The organism is Geotalea uraniireducens, assembly GCF_027943965.1.
Lineage (GTDB): Bacteria > Desulfobacterota > Desulfuromonadia > Geobacterales > Geobacteraceae > Geobacter > Geobacter uraniireducens.
Map to the genome: position 1 here is coordinate 4,084,635 of NZ_AP027151.1, position 17,920 is coordinate 4,102,554.

Annotated in this window: 17 protein-coding genes; 6 read left to right on the forward strand and 11 right to left on the reverse strand. The window is 62.8% G+C overall.

Annotated features, from left to right (window positions below):
- The first annotated feature begins 229 nt into the window (after nucleotides 1–229).
- From htpX to QMN23_RS19145, 5 genes are read left to right on the forward strand one after another with little or no spacing between them, the layout of a single operon-like run.
- The gene (gene htpX, locus QMN23_RS19125) at nucleotides 230–1,084 is read left to right on the forward strand and encodes a zinc metalloprotease HtpX (protein ID WP_282000930.1); all 855 of its coding nucleotides are present in this window, start codon (nucleotides 230–232) and stop codon (nucleotides 1,082–1,084) included.
- Between the two features lie 58 nt (nucleotides 1,085–1,142).
- A complete protein-coding gene (gene rsmB / locus QMN23_RS19130; protein ID WP_282000931.1) occupies nucleotides 1,143–2,489 on the forward strand; it encodes a 16S rRNA (cytosine(967)-C(5))-methyltransferase RsmB in 1,347 nt (448 codons plus the stop codon).
- A gap of 26 nt (nucleotides 2,490–2,515) precedes the next feature.
- Nucleotides 2,516–3,181, forward strand: coding sequence for a ribulose-phosphate 3-epimerase (gene rpe, locus QMN23_RS19135; protein ID WP_282000932.1), 666 nt, complete (start codon nucleotides 2,516–2,518; stop codon nucleotides 3,179–3,181).
- A gap of 37 nt (nucleotides 3,182–3,218) precedes the next feature.
- Nucleotides 3,219–3,818 carry a CoA pyrophosphatase gene (locus QMN23_RS19140; RefSeq protein WP_282000933.1) on the forward strand — a complete coding sequence of 200 codons (600 nt, stop codon included), beginning with the start codon at nucleotides 3,219–3,221 and terminating at the stop codon, nucleotides 3,816–3,818.
- Nucleotides 3,819–3,861: 43 nt separating this feature from the next.
- Entirely contained in the window at nucleotides 3,862–4,791 is a 930-nt protein-coding gene (locus QMN23_RS19145) for a diguanylate cyclase (RefSeq protein ID WP_282000934.1), read from the forward strand.
- Here the strand turns inward: QMN23_RS19145 and QMN23_RS19150 are convergent.
- The 10 genes from QMN23_RS19150 to QMN23_RS19195 form a co-directional block, all read right to left on the reverse strand.
- Complete coding sequence (locus QMN23_RS19150) at nucleotides 4,777–5,445, reverse strand: endonuclease III domain-containing protein (protein ID WP_282000935.1); 669 nt, start codon at nucleotides 5,443–5,445, stop codon at nucleotides 4,777–4,779. The genes QMN23_RS19145 and QMN23_RS19150 overlap by 15 nt on opposite strands.
- On the reverse strand, nucleotides 5,442–8,621 hold the full coding sequence (gene glnE, locus QMN23_RS19155) for a bifunctional [glutamate--ammonia ligase]-adenylyl-L-tyrosine phosphorylase/[glutamate--ammonia-ligase] adenylyltransferase (protein WP_282000936.1): 3,180 nt from the start codon (nucleotides 8,619–8,621) through the stop codon (nucleotides 5,442–5,444). The genes QMN23_RS19150 and glnE overlap by 4 nt, the downstream gene beginning before the upstream one ends.
- Nucleotides 8,618–9,658 carry an S-methyl-5-thioribose-1-phosphate isomerase gene (gene mtnA, locus QMN23_RS19160; protein WP_282000937.1) on the reverse strand — a complete coding sequence of 347 codons (1,041 nt, stop codon included), beginning with the start codon at nucleotides 9,656–9,658 and terminating at the stop codon, nucleotides 8,618–8,620. Before mtnA ends, glnE begins: the two co-directional genes overlap by 4 nt.
- Before the next feature lie 9 nt (nucleotides 9,659–9,667).
- Complete coding sequence (gene gatB, locus QMN23_RS19165; protein WP_282000938.1) at nucleotides 9,668–11,107, reverse strand: Asp-tRNA(Asn)/Glu-tRNA(Gln) amidotransferase subunit GatB; 1,440 nt, start codon at nucleotides 11,105–11,107, stop codon at nucleotides 9,668–9,670.
- A 32-nt stretch (nucleotides 11,108–11,139) separates the two neighbouring features.
- Nucleotides 11,140–12,597: an Asp-tRNA(Asn)/Glu-tRNA(Gln) amidotransferase subunit GatA gene (gene gatA / locus QMN23_RS19170; protein WP_282000939.1), complete on the reverse strand. Its 1,458-nt coding sequence runs from the start codon at nucleotides 12,595–12,597 to the stop codon at nucleotides 11,140–11,142.
- A gap of 19 nt (nucleotides 12,598–12,616) precedes the next feature.
- A complete protein-coding gene (locus QMN23_RS19175; protein WP_282000940.1) occupies nucleotides 12,617–12,961 on the reverse strand; it encodes a hypothetical protein in 345 nt (114 codons plus the stop codon).
- Nucleotides 12,939–13,226 carry an Asp-tRNA(Asn)/Glu-tRNA(Gln) amidotransferase subunit GatC gene (gene gatC / locus QMN23_RS19180; protein ID WP_282000941.1) on the reverse strand — a complete coding sequence of 96 codons (288 nt, stop codon included), beginning with the start codon at nucleotides 13,224–13,226 and terminating at the stop codon, nucleotides 12,939–12,941. The genes QMN23_RS19175 and gatC overlap by 23 nt, the downstream gene beginning before the upstream one ends.
- Before the next feature lie 167 nt (nucleotides 13,227–13,393).
- Complete coding sequence (locus tag QMN23_RS19185) at nucleotides 13,394–14,191, reverse strand: ABC transporter ATP-binding protein (protein WP_282000942.1); 798 nt, start codon at nucleotides 14,189–14,191, stop codon at nucleotides 13,394–13,396.
- The gene (locus QMN23_RS19190; protein WP_282000943.1) at nucleotides 14,188–15,096 is read right to left on the reverse strand and encodes an ABC transporter permease; all 909 of its coding nucleotides are present in this window, start codon (nucleotides 15,094–15,096) and stop codon (nucleotides 14,188–14,190) included. Before QMN23_RS19190 ends, QMN23_RS19185 begins: the two co-directional genes overlap by 4 nt.
- Nucleotides 15,097–15,217: 121 nt before the next feature.
- Nucleotides 15,218–16,213: an ABC transporter substrate-binding protein gene (locus QMN23_RS19195; protein WP_282000944.1), complete on the reverse strand. Its 996-nt coding sequence runs from the start codon at nucleotides 16,211–16,213 to the stop codon at nucleotides 15,218–15,220.
- A 231-nt stretch (nucleotides 16,214–16,444) separates the two neighbouring features.
- Here QMN23_RS19195 and QMN23_RS19200 point away from each other — a divergent pair, with 231 nt between their 5' ends.
- Nucleotides 16,445–17,179 carry an SDR family NAD(P)-dependent oxidoreductase gene (locus tag QMN23_RS19200; RefSeq protein WP_282000945.1) on the forward strand — a complete coding sequence of 245 codons (735 nt, stop codon included), beginning with the start codon at nucleotides 16,445–16,447 and terminating at the stop codon, nucleotides 17,177–17,179.
- A gap of 20 nt (nucleotides 17,180–17,199) precedes the next feature.
- On the opposite strand, the gene QMN23_RS19205 is transcribed toward QMN23_RS19200, so the two are convergent.
- Nucleotides 17,200–17,892, reverse strand: a complete 693-nt coding sequence (locus tag QMN23_RS19205; RefSeq protein WP_282000946.1) for a class I SAM-dependent methyltransferase — start codon at nucleotides 17,890–17,892, stop codon at nucleotides 17,200–17,202.
- Nucleotides 17,893–17,920: the final 28 nt, after the last annotated feature.

Genomic DNA, 17,920 nt, shown 5'->3' on the forward strand with positions numbered 1-17,920 from the left:
GTGGGGAATGCCGCTTACGCAGCAGTTGTCACCTTTTACCGTAAAAGTACTTCAGATTCAACATGAGAGGCACCTTAACGACAAATTCCCTGTCGATTCGGCAGGTTAATTGGCCCGACCGGGCCACGGCAGATCCAGGGACGGGCTCCTTGAAGTTTTGCCGGCGAATACCTATAATGAAGCGGTAGCAGTGTTCGCTATTCTCTCGACACCAAGGAGTACCAATCATATGAATACCTTACGCACAACCTTACTCATGGCACTGTTGACGGTGCTGCTGGTCCTGGCCGGCGGCGCCATTGGCGGCAGGCACGGCATGGCTTTCGCCCTGGTGATGGCCGCAGTGATGAATTTCGCTTCCTACTGGTTTTCCGACAAGATCGTCCTGGCCATGTACGGCGCCAAAGAGGTGAGCGAGGCGGAAAACCCCGAGCTGTACGGGGTGGTTCGTCAGCTTGCCCTGCAGGCAGCCATTCCGATGCCACGGGTTTATGAAATCCCTTCCGACACCCCGAATGCCTTTGCCACCGGCCGAAATCCGGAGCATGCGGCAGTTGCCGCCACCACCGGCATCATACGTATCCTGTCCCGCGACGAGCTGCTCGGAGTGATGGCCCACGAACTGGCGCACGTCAGACACCGCGATATTCTCATCTCGTCTATCGCCGCCACCATCGCCGGCGCAATCACCTATCTCGCCAACATGGCCCAGTGGGCCGCAATCTTTGGCACCGGCCGGGACCGCGACGACGAAGGGGGCGGTGCCGGCATGCTGATGATGGCGATCATCGCCCCGATTGCCGCCATGCTGATCCAGATGGCGATCTCCCGCTCCCGCGAATACGCTGCCGATGCCGGCGGCGCAGAACTGGCGGGCAACCCACTCTACCTGGCCAACGCCCTCCGCAAACTGGAAATGGCGAACCAGCAATTGCCGATGGACGCCAACCCGGCTACCGCCCACATGTTTATCGTCAACCCGCTGCGCGGTGGCGGGATCATGTCGCTCTTCTCGACCCACCCTCCCATGGCGGAGCGGGTGCGGCGGCTGGAAGAGATGGCCTATGGCCGGCACAACCACTGATCGCCGACGTACCCCAGGCTGATCCGCCGCAGTCAATAACCATTCACCGGGAGCAACAGTGAACCGTCCAACACCGCGCCGCCTTGCCTACGACATTCTGTTGCGGGTCGACCGGGATCGTGCCTTCGCCGAACCGCTCATCGACCACGCCCTTTCCCGCAACCTCCTGCAGGGCGCGGATCGCGGCCTCTTGACCGAGCTCGTTTACGGGGTGCTGCGGCGGCGGGCCACCCTCGATCACCTGATCGACGTCTTTTCCTCGACCAAAGCCGCCAAACTGGAACGGGCCGTCCTGCTCCTCCTCCGTCTCGGCCTGTACCAGCTCTTCTTCCTCGACCGGATTCCCATTTCCGCCGCGGTCAACGAAACGGTCAACCTGGTCAAGGTGCTGGCGCCCCGAGCCACCGGGCTCGTCAATGCCATTCTCCGTCGGGCCGACCGGGAGCGGGCCACGGTCCCCTATCCCGACCGAGAGGTAGACCCGGCGGGCTTTATCGCCCTCCGCTATTCCCAGCCGCGCTGGATTGTCGAACAATGGCTTGGCCAGCTCGGGCCCGCGGAAGCGGAACTACTGGCCGCCGCGATGGCCGAACCGGCTCCGCTGACCGTGCGCGTGAATACCCTGCGGATTTCTCGCGATGCATTGGCAGCGCGCTGGAGCGCGGCCGGGATCGATGCCGAGCCGACCCACTTTGCCCCTTGCGGCCTCCGGCTCCGCTCGCGGCTGGCCGTCCCCCAGTTGCCGGGCTTCCAGGAGGGGCTTTTTACCGTCCAGGACGAGTCTTCCCAGCTTGCCGCGCTGTTCCTCGCCCCCCGCCCTGGCGAGCGGGTGCTCGACGCTTGTGCGGCGCCGGGGGGGAAGGCGACCTATCTCGCTCAACTGATGGAGAACCACGGGGAAGTTTTCGCCTGCGACAGCGCCGGGCAGAAGTTGCGGTTGATCGAGGAGACCGCCGACCGGCTCGGCATCACCATCATTCACACCGCCCAGGCCGACGCCGCTTCGTCCCCTCTCCCCGCCGCCGACGCCCCTTTCGACCGGATTCTCATCGATGCCCCCTGCTCCGGCCTCGGTGTCCTGCGCCGAAATCCGGACGGAAAATGGTGGAAATCGGCCGCCGATGCCGGCCAGCTCGCGGCAACCCAGCGGGCGATCCTCAACCATCTTGCCCCCCGGCTGGCGCCGGCCGGCGTCCTCCTCTACTCGACCTGTTCCACCACCCAAGAGGAAAACGAGGCGGTAATCGCCGATTTCCTTTCGCAGCACGGCGATTTTATGTTAGAAAACTTGCACGAATTGTTTCCCGATTTTACCGAGCTCTTCACTGCGACAGGCTGCTTCCGGAGCTGGCCGCACCGGGACGGGATGGACGGCTTCTTCGCCGCCCGGCTGCGCAAGCGGTAATTTCTGTTGATACCCGTGGAGGATTCATGAAAAAGATTGCCCCATCCATCCTGTCCGCCGACTTCTCGCGCCTCGGCGATGAAGTGCGTGCCGTTGCCGAGGCCGGCGCCGACTATATCCACATTGACGTGATGGACGGCCATTTCGTGCCGAATATCACCATCGGCCCGCTGGTCGTCGAGGCAGTGCGCCGGGTGACCGACCTCCCGCTTGACGTTCATCTGATGATTGCCGACCCGGACCGTTACATCCCCGAATTTGCCGCCGCCGGTGCCGATATCATCGTCTTTCACGCCGAAGCGACACCGCACAGCCACCGGACCATCCAGTTGATCAAGTCGCTCGGCAAGAAAGCCGGCATCTCGCTCAATCCGGCAACGCCGCTCTCGGTCCTCGACTATATCCTCAACGACCTCGACCTGGTGCTGCTGATGACCGTCAATCCGGGCTTTGGCGGTCAGTCATTCATTGAGGCCTGCCTGCCGAAAATCCATGCACTCCGGTCGATGCTCGACCGTCACGGCTGCGAGGCGGAGCTTGAAGTCGACGGCGGGATCAAGATCGCCAATATCGACCAGGTGTCCCATGCCGGTGCCGACGTTTTCGTCGCCGGCAGTGCCGTGTTCGGCAGTGACAATTATGCAACGACGATAAAAGAGTTAAAGCGACGCGCCAAAGAGCCGATACTGTAACTACGCGTCCAGTAACTTATTTCAGGCAAATCCAGCTATGCAGGCAGTGCTGTTTGATCAGCAGGAATTACTGACGAAAATACGGGCAGCCCTGGCCGCCCGCACCCGGGTGCCGTTGGCCGCGGGGCCGGTCCCGGCGGCAGTGCTTCTGCCGTTGTTCTTCCGGGGCGGCGAACCTCACCTGCTGCTGACCAAGCGGACGGAGCGTCTGAATCATCATCGCGGGGAAATTTCGTTCCCCGGCGGGGTGCGCCAGCAGGAGGACCGTAACGCACAGGCAACGGCACTGCGCGAAACCTGGGAAGAAGTGGGAATCCGGCCGGAGGACGTGGAGATCCTCGGCGAACTGGACGATTTCTACTCAATTCACAACTATCTGGTAACTCCGTTCGTCGGCTTGTTCCCCGCCGACTACCGGCTGCAGCCAAATCCGGCCGAAATCGACCGGCTCATCACTCCCCCGCTGGCCGGCCTTCTCGATCCCGGTCGGTTCAGGGTTGAAGACTGGACGTGGCAGGGCCGGCACCAGCCCGTCTATTTTTATTCGTACGGCGAAGATGAGATTTGGGGGCTAACCGCGGCAATCATCAAGCAGTTTCTTGACTGCGTCTTCCCGCCGCCCCGTTCCGCCCCGTGAACATGCAATGCAGATTGCCACCGGCATGGAGAACCGCACCGCTATGGAGAGAACCGTTCTCATCATTGATGATTCAGAAACCCTTCGGGATGAAATTCGCCGGATCGTCAGCGAGGTATCCCTCTTCACCTCTTATCTGGAAGCAGGAGACGGCCTCGACGGTTTCAAGAAACTGTTGAACAACAAGGTCGATCTGGTGCTCTGTGACCTGGAAATGCCGCGGATGGACGGCTTCCGCTTCCTGTCGATGACGCGGGCTCGCGAAGAATTCCAGGATCTGCCGGTGATCATCCTGACCGGCAAGGAAGACCGGGAAACCAAGATCAGGGGGCTGGAACAGGGAGCCTCCGACTTTGTCACCAAGCCCTTCGACGCCGGCGAACTGGTGGCCCGGGTCCGGGTGCAGATGAAGATGAAGGCGCTGCAGGATGAGCTGAAACGCTCTAACGAACTTCTCCGGACCCTGTCGATTACCGACCCGCTCACCCACCTCCACAATCGCCGCCACCTCATGGAAATGGTCGACAAGGAGTTTCACCGGGCGGCCCGCAAGGGCGGAGCCCTCTCGCTGATCATCCTCGACATCGATTATTTCAAGAAGGTCAATGACACCTACGGCCATCAGGAGGGTGACCGGGTCCTGGCCAGCCTGGCGGAGATCGTCCGCGCCCGGTTGCGCAGCTACGACATCGCCGCCCGTTATGGGGGAGAGGAATTCGTCCTGCTCCTGCCGGAAACCCCACTGGGCGAAGCCAGGACGATCGCCGAACGGCTTCGCCTGGAAGTCCAGGATCACGTCTTCGGCGGCCGGTTGCAGAACAATGTGCTGACCATCAGCCTCGGTGTCGCGACATTTCCCTCGTCCTGCGTCGAGAGCGTCGACTCGCTGTTCCGCCAGGCCGATGAAGCGTTGTACCGGGCCAAGCAGGGGGGGCGCAACCGCGTGGAATTGATGATTTCAGGGGATACATAGCAGGTGCAGGGCGCAGCCGCTGCAGCGCGGCTTCTTCCGGCAATGCGCCTTGCAATGTTCGACAATCAGGGCGTGGTATTCGTTGAACAGCTGCGGATCGTTCGGCAGGTTCTCCATGAACAGGGCACGGACCTCTTCGTAACCAGCCGTCGGCACCGCCAGTCCGAGCGCGGCTAAGAGTCGCTTCGTGTAGGCATCGACGACAAACGTCGGCTTTCCCCCCGCATAGAGGAGGATCGAGTCGCAGGTTTCGCGGCCGATTCCCCGGACCCCAAGCAAGGCTTCCCGCAGTTCGCGCCAATCTCCGGCAAACATCCGCGCCAAATCCCCTTCGTAACGAGCAAAGAGAAACGCCACGAACTCCTTTAGACGGACACTCTTGACATTGAAAAAGCCGGCCGGCCTGATCACCTCGGCCAGGTCCCTTACCGGCACCGCCCGAAGCGCCCCGGGCGTCAGCAGCCGAGCCTCTTTCAGGTTGGCGATCGCCTTCTCCACGTTTCCCCAGTTGGTATTCTGGGTAAGGATCGCCCCGACGCAGACCTCGAATGGCGTCTCCGCCGGCCACCAGTACCGGGGGCCGTACTGCTGGAAGAGCAGCTCATAAATCTGCAGCAAGCGGCGCGACGGCCCCTCGCTGGACTCCCTGCTCACTCTTCACCGCCCCCCATGATGGTGTCATAAACCGCCCGCACCGCCTCGGTGGTCCGCTCGTACTCGTTCAGCAGCGCCGTGCCGGGGTGACGGAGCTTCGGATCGTAGCCGAGCCGGCGGGCCAGCTTGTCCAGATATTCCCGGGAGCCTCCCAGGTCGTTAATAGAATAGTCGTGAATGAGCCGCAGGCGGTTTTCCAGCCGGCGCAGGAACTTGTAGCCGGCCTGCAGGACCGTCGACTCCTCCTCGCCGATCACGTTGCAGAGCCGCATCGCTTTCAACGCGAGGAGAGTGTTGGTACTCCTGACCTCGGGGTGGTGGCGGCCATGGCAGAGCTGCAGGTACTGGACGAGGAATTCGATGTCGACGATGCCGCCCCGACCGGTCTTGATGTTGTAACTCCCCGCTTTCTCCTTAGCCAGTTCCACTTCCATCCGGGTCCGCAGCCGGCGGATCTCCCGGCGGACCGTATCATCGGCCCCGGCGCCGTAGACCGTTGCCCTGATCACCTCCTCGATGGCCCGGCGCAGTCGCTCGTCGCCATAGACGACACGCGCCTTGGTCAGCGCCTGCCGCTCCCAGATCTGGGCTTCGTCGCGATGATAGTTGCGGAACGACTCGATGGAAGTGACAAGGGGGCCGGCATTGCCGGAGGGGCGCAAGCGGGTATCGATTTTATAGACATACCCTTCACGGGTCAGGGTGGTCAGAATGGAGATGATCTTCTGGCCGAGCTTGGCAAAATACTCGTGGTTGCTGATCTGCTTCTCCCCATCGGTATATCCCTGACGATCGTAAATGTAGATGATGTCCAGATCCGAGTGGTAGTTGAGTTCGTTCCCCCCCATCTTCCCCATGGCAACCACGGCGAAGTGGGCCTGGCGCTCGTCGCCGTCGGCGTCGCGGAAAATGGGCCGCCCGAAGCGGGCCAGTTCCTTCTTGGCCAGCCGGCAGGCAGCGGCCAGGCAGACTTCGGCCAGCCCGGTCAACTGGTAGGTCAGTTCCGACTGGCCGAGCTTGCCGTAGATGTCGTTCATGCCGATCCGCAGGAACTCCTCGCAGCGGTAGCGCCGGAGCACGTCCAGCCGTTCCTCCAGGTCTTCGGCGGTATCGAGCATCCCGTTCAGCTCCATCTCCATCGCCTCCCGGTCCTTGATGTAGCTGGCATAGGAGCGGGCAACGAGGCCGTCGAGCAGTTCCGGATGGCCGATGAAGATCTTTGAGAGGAATTCGGAGGTGCCGAACAGCGACACCAGCAGCCTGAGGATCTCCCGATTCTCGGCCAGCAGGGCATAGACGGCGGAACGGCTGCCGACGGCGCAGAGGAACCGTTCCAGGTTATTGAGGGCCAGGTCCGGATCGGGGGAGGCAAAAATCTCCTGCAAGAGGAGCGGTGAGATTTTTTCCAGCAGACGCCGGGCCCGTTCGGTCAGCGGAGTCCGGGTTGGACCATCCCGGAGCAGCAGCAGGTTTTCGTAAGCGGCATCGACATTTTCGAAATGTCGTTCGGCAAGCATGTCCTTGATGTAGTCGGGATCGGCATTCCGGTCGAAAAAGTGGAGAATCTCCGGCTTGACCTCCTCCTTCAGCTTTTCATCGCGGGAGAGGAAAAGATCGCCGTAGATCGCCGAAACCCGCCGGCGATGCTGTTCGAGCTGCTCCGAAAATGTCGCCAGGCCATTGCCGCGCCGATAGCCGCAACGGCGGGCCAGGGCCAGCAGCTCATCCTCTTTCCTCGGCAGCGAATGGGTCTGCCGTTCCTGGACCACTTGGATGCGGTGCTCCACCGTCCGGAGAAAGCGGTACGCCTCACTGAGGGCCGAGGCGTCCTCGTCACTGATCAACCGAGCATCGCGCAGCGACTGCAGCGCCTTGAGCGAGTTCCGCTCCCGTAACTGCGGGTTGCGGCCGGCATAGACCAGTTGCAGCGCCTGGATAAAGAATTCGATCTCGCGAATCCCGCCCCGGCCGAGCTTGATATTGTACTCCCCCTCCCGTTCCCGGGCCAGCGAGGCGTCGATCTTCTTCTTCATCGCCATCATGTCCTCGATCAGGTTGTAATCGAGGTATTTCCGGTAGATGAACGGTTCGATCGCCTTGAGAATCTGCTCGCCGAGGGAGATGGAGCCGGCCACCGGCCGCGCCTTGAGCATGGCGACCCGCTCCCACGACTGTCCCCAGTACTCGTAATAGGTCGCCGCCGAGCGAAGGGAGCAGGCGAGGTCGCCGCTCTTCCCCTCGGGCCGGAGTCCGAGATCGACCCGGAAAACGAAACCGTCGGCGGTCACCTGGGAAAGCGCCTTGGAGATCATCTCTCCCAGCTTGGTGAAGAAGGCGTGCAGCGACAGCACGCCTTTCATCCCCCCCTGGCCGTCGGGAACGCCGGCAGTTTCGCCCTGATCCGACGAGTAGAAATAGATCAGGTCGATGTCCGAAGAAAAATTGAGCTCGCGGCCGCCGAATTTCCCCATCCCCATGATGGTCATTTCGGCCTCGCGGAGGCCGTCCGGGGTCCGCATCAGCGGCAGACCGTGCTCCGCTACCAGCTTGGCCCGGGCCACCTCGTAGGCAATCTGCAGCGAAGCGGCCGCCAGGGAGGAGAGCTCGGCGGTCACCTCTTCCAGGGGTGCCAGGCCGACCAGATCGCGCGCGGCGATGCGGAGGATCTCCATGAATTTGTAGCGGCGCAGCAGGGGGAAAAGCGCCGGATAATCGACGTCGGCGGGGAGTTGGGCGCGGAGCAGGCCGAGCATCTCCCGCTCGCTCCGCCGGAGGTCGATCGCTTTCTTGGCAAACAGCTGATGGAAATAGGAGGGATCGCGGCAGAGGATGGTAACGAGGAACGGCGAAGAGCCGCAAACGGCGAGGAATTGAGCCAGCCGCTCCTTCCGGTTGCAGACCGCCAGCAACTCGTCCCGCTCGACGACACCGCTCACCCGCTCCAGGGCATTGAGCGCCATGTCCGGTGACGGCGTCGCCAGCGCGGCAACGGTCACCGTGCGGAGGAGGTGATCGGGAAACACCTGCTGGAGCAGGCGAAGGTTGGCGACAGAGCGGCTGGCATAGGCAAAGCCCCGCTCTTCCAGGAGTTCGACCAGCAGATGGTCGTTGGCGACGCCGGGGTCCCCGGCCAGCGCTTCGTCGAGCCGGCGGGCGAAGTCGTCGTTGCGGCTCATGGTTCCACCAGTGCCCGCAGTCCCTGCCGATAGTCGCCGCGGACCACCCCTTTCTCGGTAATGATCCCGGCAATGTAGCCGGCAGGCGTGACGTCAAACGCTGGATTGCGCACCCTGATCCCTTCCGGGGCCACCGGGAAGCCGTGGAGATGGGTGACCTCCCGGGCATGGCGTTCTTCGATCGGAATTTCGTCGCCGCTGGCCAGCGAAAGATCGAGGGTGGTGGTCGGTGCCGCTACATAGAAGGGGATGTTGTTCTCCTTCGCCAGCACCGCCACGCTATAGGTCCCGATTTTGTTCGCCGTGTCGCCGTTGGCGGCAATCCGGTCGGCCCCCACGACGCAGCAGCTGATTTCGCCCCGCTTCATGAAAAAGCCGGCCATGTTGTCGGCGATCAGGGTAACGGGGATGCCATCCTTCATCAGCTCCCAGGCGGTGAGCCGGGCGCCCTGCAGCCAGGGACGCGTCTCGTCGGCAAAAACCTGGATATTCTTTCCCGCCTCGTGGGCGGCGCGGATCACCCCGAGGGCGGTACCGTAGCCGGCCGTTGCCAGCCCGCCGGCATTGCAATGGGTAAGGATCGTCGCCCCGGCGGGGATCAGCTCGGCACCGTGCCGGCCGATCGCCTTGCAGAGCGCCAGGTCTTCCTCTTCGATCCGGATCGCCTCCTCCTTGAGGATGGTCCGCAGTTGATCGAGAGTCCGGTCGCGGTTGGCCTCGGCCACCCGTTTCATCCGCTCGATGGCCCAGAAGAGGTTGACTGCCGTCGGCCGGGTCCGGGCCAGGACTTCGCAGACGTTGTTCAGTTGCTGGAGAAAGGACTCGTGGGTATCGGCGATGATCTCCCGGGCGCCGAGGGCCACCCCCATCGCTGCCGCCACCCCGATCGCCGGGGCGCCGCGAATCACCATCCCGCGGATCGCCTCGGCCACACTTTTATAATCGACGTATTCGACATAGACCTCCTCGCCCGGCAGCCGGGTCTGGTCGATCATCACCACCTTGTCGTCGCGCCATTCAATGGTTCGAAATGACATGATTACTCCTCAGCCCTTGAGTTTCTTCAACAGCAGCTCGTTCACCACCGCCGGGTTCGCCTTCCCTTTGCTGGCCCGCATCACCTGGCCGACGAAGAAGCCGAAGACCTTCTCCTTGCCGCCGCGGTACTCCTCCACCTGCCCCATGTTGGCGGCCATGATCTCGTCGATGATCTTCTCGATGGCGCCGGTGTCGGAAACCTGGACCAGCCCCTTTTCCTCCACGATGGCCTCCGGGGCCTTGTCGCTACTCCACATCTCGTCGAAGACGGTCTTGGCAATCTTGCCGGAGATGGTCCCTTTCTCGATCAGCTGGAGCAGTGCCGTCAGTCGGGCCGGCGCCACGGGACAGGCGCCGATTTCCAGGCCGGCCTCGTTGAGCGCCCGGGTCACCTCCCCCATCACCCAGTTGGCCGCCGTCTTGGCCGGGGCCCCCGCCGCCACGCAGGCTTCGAAATATTCGGCCAGCTCACGGCTGGCAACCAGCACTTCGGCGTCATAGTCCGGCAGCCCCAGCTCTTCCCGGTAGCGGAGCCGCTTGGCCTCGGGAAGTTCGGGCAGCGCCAGCCGGACATCGGCCACCCAGTCGTCGGAGATGACCAGCGGCACCAAATCCGGATCGGGGAAGTAGCGATAATCGTGGGCTTCTTCCTTGCCACGCATCGAGCGGGTCTGGCCGGTGCCCGGGTCGAACAGTCGGGTTTCCTGGACCACTGTCCCCCCCTCTTCGATCAGCTCGATCTGCCGCTCGATCTCGTATTCGATCGCCTGTTTGACGAAGCGGAACGAGTTGACGTTCTTGATCTCGGCCCGGGTGCCGAACTGGCCGGCACCGACCGGCATCACCGAGACGTTGGCATCGCAGCGGAAACTCCCCTCTTCCATGTTGCCGTCGGAAACGCCGAGATAGACGACGATCTGGTGCAGCTTTTTCAGGTAGGCCACCGCCTCGTCGGCCGAGCGGAGGTCCGGCTCGGAAACGACCTCCAAGAGCGGTGTGCAGGCACGGTTGAGGTCAACCCCCGAGCCGTTCCCCAACTCCGGCACATCGGCATGGACCAGTTTGCCGGCATCTTCTTCCATGTGGATCCGGGTGATGCCGATCCGTTTCGTCTCCCCTTCGACCTCGATATCCAGATGGCCTTCCTGGCAGATCGGCAGCTCGAACTGGCTGATCTGGTACCCCTTCGGCAGGTCGGGATAGAAGTAGTTCTTGCGGGCGAAAACCGAGCGGGGGGCAATCCGGCAATTGGTGGCCAGACCGGCCCGGATGGCGAATTCGACGACTTTCTTGTTGAGGACCGGCAGCGCTCCCGGCATGCCGAGACAGACCGGGCAGGTCTGGCTGTTCGGCGCCGCGCCGAAGGTGGTCGGGCAGCCGCAGAAGATCTTGGTATCGGTCTTCAGCTGGACGTGAACTTCAAGGCCGATGACAGCTTGGAATTTCATGAGTCAACTCCGGGAATTGGATAAAGGTCGCGTCAAAGGGCAGCGTGCCGCTGGTGCCAGGCCGTCGCCTGCTCGAAGGCATGGGCGGCGCGCAGGATGGTCTCCTCGCCGAACGGCCGGCCGACCAACTGGAGGCCGATCGGCAGCCCGGCAGCGGAAAAGCCGGCCGGCACCGAGATGCCGCAGGTTCCCGCCAGGTTGACCGGGATGGTGAAGATATCCGACAGGTACATCTGCAGCGGATCGTCTACTTTTTCGCCGATCTTGAAAGCCGGGGTCGGCGCCACCGGCGTGAGAAGCAGGTCGACGCTCTCGAAGGCCCGGCTGAAGTCCTGCATGATCAGGGTCCGGACCTTCTGCGCCTTCAGGTAGTAGGCGTCGTAGTAGCCGGAAGAGAGGGCGTAGGTGCCGAGCATGATCCGCCGTTTCACCTCGGCGCCGAACCCTTCGGCCCGGCTCTTGCGGAACATGTCGAGCAACCCTTCGGCAGTCGCCGTCCGGTGGCCGAAGCGGACCCCGTCGTAGCGCGCTAGGTTGGAGCTCGCCTCGGCGGTGGCGATCAGGTAGTAGGTGGCCACCGCGTAATCGGTATGCGGCAGCGACACCTCGACGAATTCGGCGCCGAGCCCCCGGAAGGTTTCGATGGCCGCCTCCAGCGCCTGCTTGACCTCCGGATCGAGCCCTTCCCGGTAATACTCCCGGGGGAGACCGATCTTCAGGCCGGTGGCCTTCCCGGTCAGGGCGGCCCGGTAATCGGGCACCGGCCGCTCGACGCTGGTCGAATCGAGCGGATCGTAGCCGGCGACGGCGCCGAGCATGATGGCGGCGTCGGTGACGTCGCGGGTCAGCGGCCCGACCTGGTCGAGCGACGACGCATAGGCAATCACCCCGTAGCGCGAAACCCGCCCGTAGGTCGGCTTCAGCCCGACGCAGCCGCAGTGGGAAGCCGGCTGGCGGATCGAACCGCCGGTATCGGTGCCGAGGGTGGCGGTCGCCTGGCGGGCGGCGATGCAGGCCGCCGAGCCGCCGGAGGAGCCGCCAGGCGTCCGTTCCGGATCCCAGGGGTTGCGGGTGACGCCGAAAGCGCTCGATTCGGTGGAGGAGCCCATGGCGAACTCGTCCTGGTTCAGCTTGCCGAGCAGCACCGCCCCCTGGGCCTTCAGCCGGGCCACCACCGTGCCGTCGTACGGCGGGACGAAATTTTCCAGGATACGCGAACCGCAGGTGGTCCGCACCCCGGCAGTGACGAAGATATCCTTGAGCGCCACCGGAATCCCGGTCAACAGGTCGATTTCGCCAGCGGCGATCCGCCGGTCCGCCGCTTCGGCGGCGGCCAGCCCCTCGGCGGCGGTGACGGTGATGAAGGCCCCGACCTGCGGCTCGGTGGCCTCGATCCGGGCGAGCAGCGCCCGGGTCGCCTCCACCGAGGAGACCTCACGCTTTTTCAGCTTGTCGTGCAGTTCATGTATGGTCAACTCGAACAGTTCCATGCCGTCCTTCTCCACTCTGTCAGGATTTCTTCAGCCGGTACGAGGCAACCTCGACCGGATACATAGTGCCGCCGCAGCAGTCGCACCCCTCCGGGCCGCCGTCGACGACGATCAGCGCCTGGTTGCCACACTCCGGGTGGCAGACGGCAAAGGCGATCTCCAGCTCCTTGGGGAGCGCCGCCTCGGCCGGCCGCTGGTAATCGACCGGCTCGGCGGCAAACCGCGCCAGGTTGCGGAGCCGGTTGAGAAACACCCGCCGCTGACAGGCGGTATCGTCCAGTTCGGCATAGCGGCGGCGGAGCGCCTCGATCAACGGTTCCAGTTCCAGGTCGGCGGGAATGTTATTCGATGACTTTTGGCACACGGAAAAATCCTCCCACCCGGTCCGGGGCGTTGTGCAGCGCCTGATCGACGCCGATGGCCGGCCGCACCTCGTCGGCGCGGAAAGCGTTCTCCACCGGCACGGCATGGGAAGTGGGGATGATCCCGGCCGTGTCCAGTTCGTTCAGTTTTTCGACGTAGGCAAGGATCGCATCCATCTGCCCGGTAAAGGTCGCCGTCTCCGCCTCGGTCAGCTCCAGCCTGGCCAGCAGGGCGACATGCTCGACATCCTTTTTGGTGATCTTCATGACCTTCTCCATCGGCGATAATTCGGCAAAAGCAAAGGTATTTTTTAACATGATCGGGGGAAAAAGGCAAGGCAGGCGGGGCAGCATGTTGCGGCCGGCCAGGCGGCCGCAATAAAAAACGGCCTGCAGAGGCAGGCCGTTGTCAAAAGTGGCGGAAATCGCCCCCCTTACTCTTCCGCCAGGAGGGTCCGGTCGTTCTCGAAGCTCTTGTGCCGGAGCTGATGGAACTTGTCAATCAGCTTCTCCACCGTCAGCTGCTTCTTGGCTTCCCCTTCGACATCGAAGATGATCTCCCCCTTGTCCATCATCAGCAGGCGATTGCCGAACTCGATGGCATGGCTCATGTTGTGGGTGATCATCATCGCCGTGAGCCGGTATTCTTCGATGAACTTGTTGGTCAGCTCGAGGACGATCTGGGCATTCTTCGGATCGAGAGCCGCGGTGTGCTCGTCCAGCAGGATCAGGGACGGCTTGGAAAGAACCATCATCAGCAGGGTCAGCGCCTGCCGTTGCCCGCCGGAAAACATCACCAGGTTCTCCTTCATCCGGTTTTCCAGCCCCATGTTCAGCTGGACCAGCTCTTTCCGGAAGTAGTCCCGCATCCGGTGGTTGAGGCTCCGCTTCAGCCACTTGAACCCTTTCCGGTAGGTGATCATCATGTTGTCTTCCAGGCTCATGTTGGAAGCGGTGCCGAGCAGCGGATTCTGGAAAATCCGGCCGATGTAGCGGGCGCGCTTGTATTCCGGCTCCCGGGTCACGTCCCGGTCGTTGGCGAAGATCGCCCCCCGGCTCGGAGCGATGGTGCCGGCAATCAGGTTGAAAAGGGTGGTCTTGCCGGCGCCGTTGCTACCAATAATGGTAATGAAATCACCCTCTTTTACCTTCAGGTTGATCCCGTTGAGTGCCAGGTTCTCGTTTACCGTCCCCTGGCCGAAGAGCATGGAGACATCCTTGAGTTCGATCATTTTTGCACCATTGCCTTAAGCGCGAATTTCTTCAGTTTCTTGCTCTGGCTGATGACCAGCAGCAGGATGATCAACACCCCCTTGATCAGGTTCAGGTCGTTGGGGGTCATCTTGATCAGGTAGCCGTAGTATCGCCCCACGTACATCACCCCGTGGAAGAGGATGGAGCCCATCAACGCGCAAAACGTCAGGACACCGATCCGGTTGCTCTTCATCACCAGGAACTCGCCGATCATCACCGATGCCAGCCCGGAGATAATGATCCCCTGGCCGAGCCCGACGTCGGCAAAGCCGAGGTACTGGGCGGCGAAGGCGCCGGAGAGGGCGACCAGCCCGTTGGAAAGGCCGACGCCGATGGTCTTCAGGGTTTTCGGATTGACCCCCTGGGAGATCACCATCTGCTCGTTGTTGCCGAGAGCGCCGAGGGTCATCCCGAGATCGGTGCGGAAGAACAGGTCGAGCAGCACCTTGACGACGATCGCCACGACGACGAAAAACACCAGCAGGATGTAATCGTCCGGAACGATCCCCGTGAGCCGGTCCGTTATCTGGGTAAGGATCGTTTCCTGATTGAGGATCGGCACGTTGGCCCGGTTGCCGAGGATCCGGATGTTGATGGAATAGAGCATGGTCATGGTGAGGATACCGGCCAGGAGGTTCGGCACCTTGAGGTGATTGTGGATCAGGGCGGTGACCATCCCGGCGAGCACACCGCCGGCGAAGGCGACCAACAGCGCCAGCCAGTTGTTCACCCCGAGCAGCATGCACTGCACCATCAACGCCGCCCCCAGCGGGAACGAGCCGTCCACCGTCAGGTCCGGGAAGTCGAGCACCCGGAAGGTGATGAACACCCCAAGGACCATAATGCCGTAAATCAGACCTTCTACGAGAATACCTTCGATCATAGCGACGCCACTTCTCTCCGAGTTGTCCGTAACACGCGCATGCCCCCAAGAACCCGTGCCAGTGCCTTGCCTGGCGGTCGCCGGGTCTTGGGGGCAATCAACAAGCCATCAGCCTGTCTGCCTATTTCTTTTTGATCAGTTTGCCGTTTTCCACCAGTTGGTTGGCGCTCTTGACGATGTCCTTCGGCACGGTCAGGCCAAGCTTCCGCGCCACGTCAAGGTTGATCAGCAGGTCGATATCCGAGGTTTTGGTCATGAAGCGGGTCGGGATCTGCGCCGGCTTCTTCCCGCGGAGGATCTCGGCGACCAACCGGCCGGTGGCCCGGCCCATCTTGTAGTAATCGAAGCCCCAGGCGGCCAGCACCGGGTAGGTTTCAGCGGAACTCGGATCGGCCGACATGATCGGCACCCGGTTCTTCATCGCCACGTCGGCAACGGCGCTCAGGGCCGAGACCACCGTGTTGTCGGTGCTGATATAGAGGGCATCGACCCGGTGGATGATCGCCTGAACCGCCTGCTTCACCTCGGCGGACTTGGAGACGGTGGTCTCGACATATTCGATCCCGAGCTCCTTGCAGGCCTGCTTGACGATCCCGGCAAGCACGACCGCATTCTCCTCGGAGCTGGTGTAGATATGGCCGAGCCGTTTTACCTTCTTAATCCGGAGCAGCAGCTGAATCTGCTGTTTTACCGGGGTCATGTCGGAGACGCCGGTAACCGATTTGCCCCCCTGGCGCAGCGACGGGACCAGGCCGGCCTTGACCGGGTCGGTAACGGCGGAGAAGACGATCGGAATTCCCTTCAGGGTGTTGGCCAGCGCCTGGGAGGTGGGGGTGGCGATGCCGACGGCGAGATTGACCCGCTCCGACTGGAATTTGTTGGCAATGGAAGAGGCGGTGCTGATATCGCCGTTGGCATTCTGCAGGTCATACTGGGCGTTGATCTTCTCCGCTGCCAGTTCATCCTGGATCCCTTTTTCCACCGCATCCAGCGCCGGGTGGGCAACGATCTTGGAGATGCCGATCAGGACCCTCTTCGGCGGATTTGCCGCCAGCACCGGCGCAGAGATCACCAGGACCGCAAGGAAGGTTAGCAACAAGCCGATTCGTTTTCTCACCGAAAACCTCCTGTTCACCATGCATTTTCCCGCCGGCCACCCCGGAGGATGGCGACGGTTTTAATTTAATGAAGAAGGATAGCACCGCCGCCAAGTTGCCGTCAATGTGATTTTACGAGATTTTTTTGCCATATCCGCCCGGCTGCAGCCGGTTGTCAACGGCACGGAGCGTGGTAGATTTGGGGAAGCGACGACAATCGGACACGTCGGCAACCAGGAACGGAGGGAACGATGAGCGACGATCTGGCGGGGAAAATTGCCCTGGTCACCGGCGGCAGCCGGGGGATCGGCCGGGCGATCGCCCTGGCCCTCGCCGCGGCAGGGGCGGAGGTGGCCGTCAACTACCGGAGTCGCGACAGCGAAGCCCGGGAAACGTGCGAGGCGATCCGGCAACTCGGCCGGCAGGCAGTGGCAATCCGGGCGGATATTGCCCGGCCGGCAGAGGTTCGGCAATTGCCGGCGCAGGTGCGGCGGGAGCTGGGACCGGTGGCGATCCTGGTGAACAATGCCGGCATTGCCACGGCCCGAACCATCGAGACGATCACCGAACAGGAATGGGATGAAACCCTGGCGGTCAATCTCACGTCCGCCTTCCTCGTCACCCAGGCGGCCCTGCCCGACATGCGTGCCGCCGGCTGGGGACGAATCATCAGCATCTCTTCCGTCGCCGCCCAGATGGGCGGGGTGGTCGGCCCCCATTACGCGGCATCGAAGGCCGGGATCATCGGCCTGACCCATTACTATGCCGCCCAGCTGGCCGGCGAGGGGATCACCGCCAACGCCATCGCCCCGGGGCCGGTCGCCACCGACATGGCTGCCGCACTGCCGCAGCTCCGCCCGGAGTCACTGCCGGTGGGGCGATTCGGCACCGCCGCCGAAATCGCCGAGGTGGCGGTCCTCTTGGCCCGCAACGGCTACATCACCGGCCAGACCATCAACATCAATGGTGGCCGCTACCTCGACTAAGCGGCAAGGAGAGCGGGTCGTCAGCCGGCCCGCCCTTTTTTGACCCCAATAATCAGACCGATCAGGTAATTCTTGTAAATGCAGTCCACATCGGCGAAGCCCGCCTCCTCCAGCCAGCGGAGCTGGTCGGCGAGTGTCGCCTCCCGGTCGTAGGCCAGCCGCCGCTCGATACCGGCCCGGACCTCCTCCTCGGTGGCGCCGGCCTGGCGGATCTTCGCCAGCCAGGTATTCCAGTACAGCTCCTGCAGTCCCGGCGTCGGCCCCTTGATCTGGTCGATATTGACGAACATCCCCCCGTCCCGGAGCAGCGCATAGACCCGCCCGCAGAGCGCTTTTTTCTCCTCGTCGGCCAGGTGATGGATCGACAGGCTCGAGATGACCAGGTCGAAGCGCCCCGGATCGCGAAGCTCGCGGTAGTCGCTCAGCAGATAGCGGAACTGGTCGGGATAGTCGCGGAACCGCTCGCGGGCCACATCGAGCATCCGGTCAGCCACGTCGCAGAGGACGAACCGCGCCTGGGGATACTTGGCCAGCACCTGCCAGGAAAAGAGCCCCGTCCCCGCGCCCAGGTCGAGAACCTCGATCGGGGCCGCCGCCGGAAACGGCAGCAGTTCCCGGGCAATGGCAAACAGGTCGTCGTAGCCGGGCACCGCCTTCCTCACCCAGCCGTCATAATAGGCCACCGAATTGTCGAACGCCTCGCCTATCGCCATGATCTACAGTCCCTCCCTGCGGGAAAAA

Bases quoted from the DNA above. Each gene is read 5' to 3' on its own strand.
- QMN23_RS19190 (WP_282000943.1), bottom strand. From the start codon at position 15,096: ATGATCGAAGGTATTCTCGTAGAAGGTCTGATTTACGGCATTATGGTC.
- gatC (WP_282000941.1), bottom strand. From the start codon at position 13,226: ATGAAGATCACCAAAAAGGATGTCGAGCATGTCGCCCTGCTGGCCAGG.
- QMN23_RS19205 (WP_282000946.1), bottom strand. From the start codon at position 17,892: ATGGCGATAGGCGAGGCGTTCGACAATTCGGTGGCCTATTATGACGGC.
- QMN23_RS19185 (WP_282000942.1), bottom strand. From the start codon at position 14,191: ATGATCGAACTCAAGGATGTCTCCATGCTCTTCGGCCAGGGGACGGTA.
- glnE (WP_282000936.1), bottom strand. From the start codon at position 8,621: ATGAGCCGCAACGACGACTTCGCCCGCCGGCTCGACGAAGCGCTGGCC.
- gatA (WP_282000939.1), bottom strand. From the start codon at position 12,597: ATGGAACTGTTCGAGTTGACCATACATGAACTGCACGACAAGCTGAAA.
- QMN23_RS19140 (WP_282000933.1), top strand. From the start codon at position 3,219: ATGCAGGCAGTGCTGTTTGATCAGCAGGAATTACTGACGAAAATACGG.
- gatB (WP_282000938.1), bottom strand. From the start codon at position 11,107: ATGAAATTCCAAGCTGTCATCGGCCTTGAAGTTCACGTCCAGCTGAAG.
- mtnA (WP_282000937.1), bottom strand. From the start codon at position 9,658: ATGTCATTTCGAACCATTGAATGGCGCGACGACAAGGTGGTGATGATC.
- QMN23_RS19200 (WP_282000945.1), top strand. From the start codon at position 16,445: ATGAGCGACGATCTGGCGGGGAAAATTGCCCTGGTCACCGGCGGCAGC.
- QMN23_RS19145 (WP_282000934.1), top strand. From the start codon at position 3,862: ATGGAGAGAACCGTTCTCATCATTGATGATTCAGAAACCCTTCGGGAT.
- rpe (WP_282000932.1), top strand. From the start codon at position 2,516: ATGAAAAAGATTGCCCCATCCATCCTGTCCGCCGACTTCTCGCGCCTC.
- htpX (WP_282000930.1), top strand. From the start codon at position 230: ATGAATACCTTACGCACAACCTTACTCATGGCACTGTTGACGGTGCTG.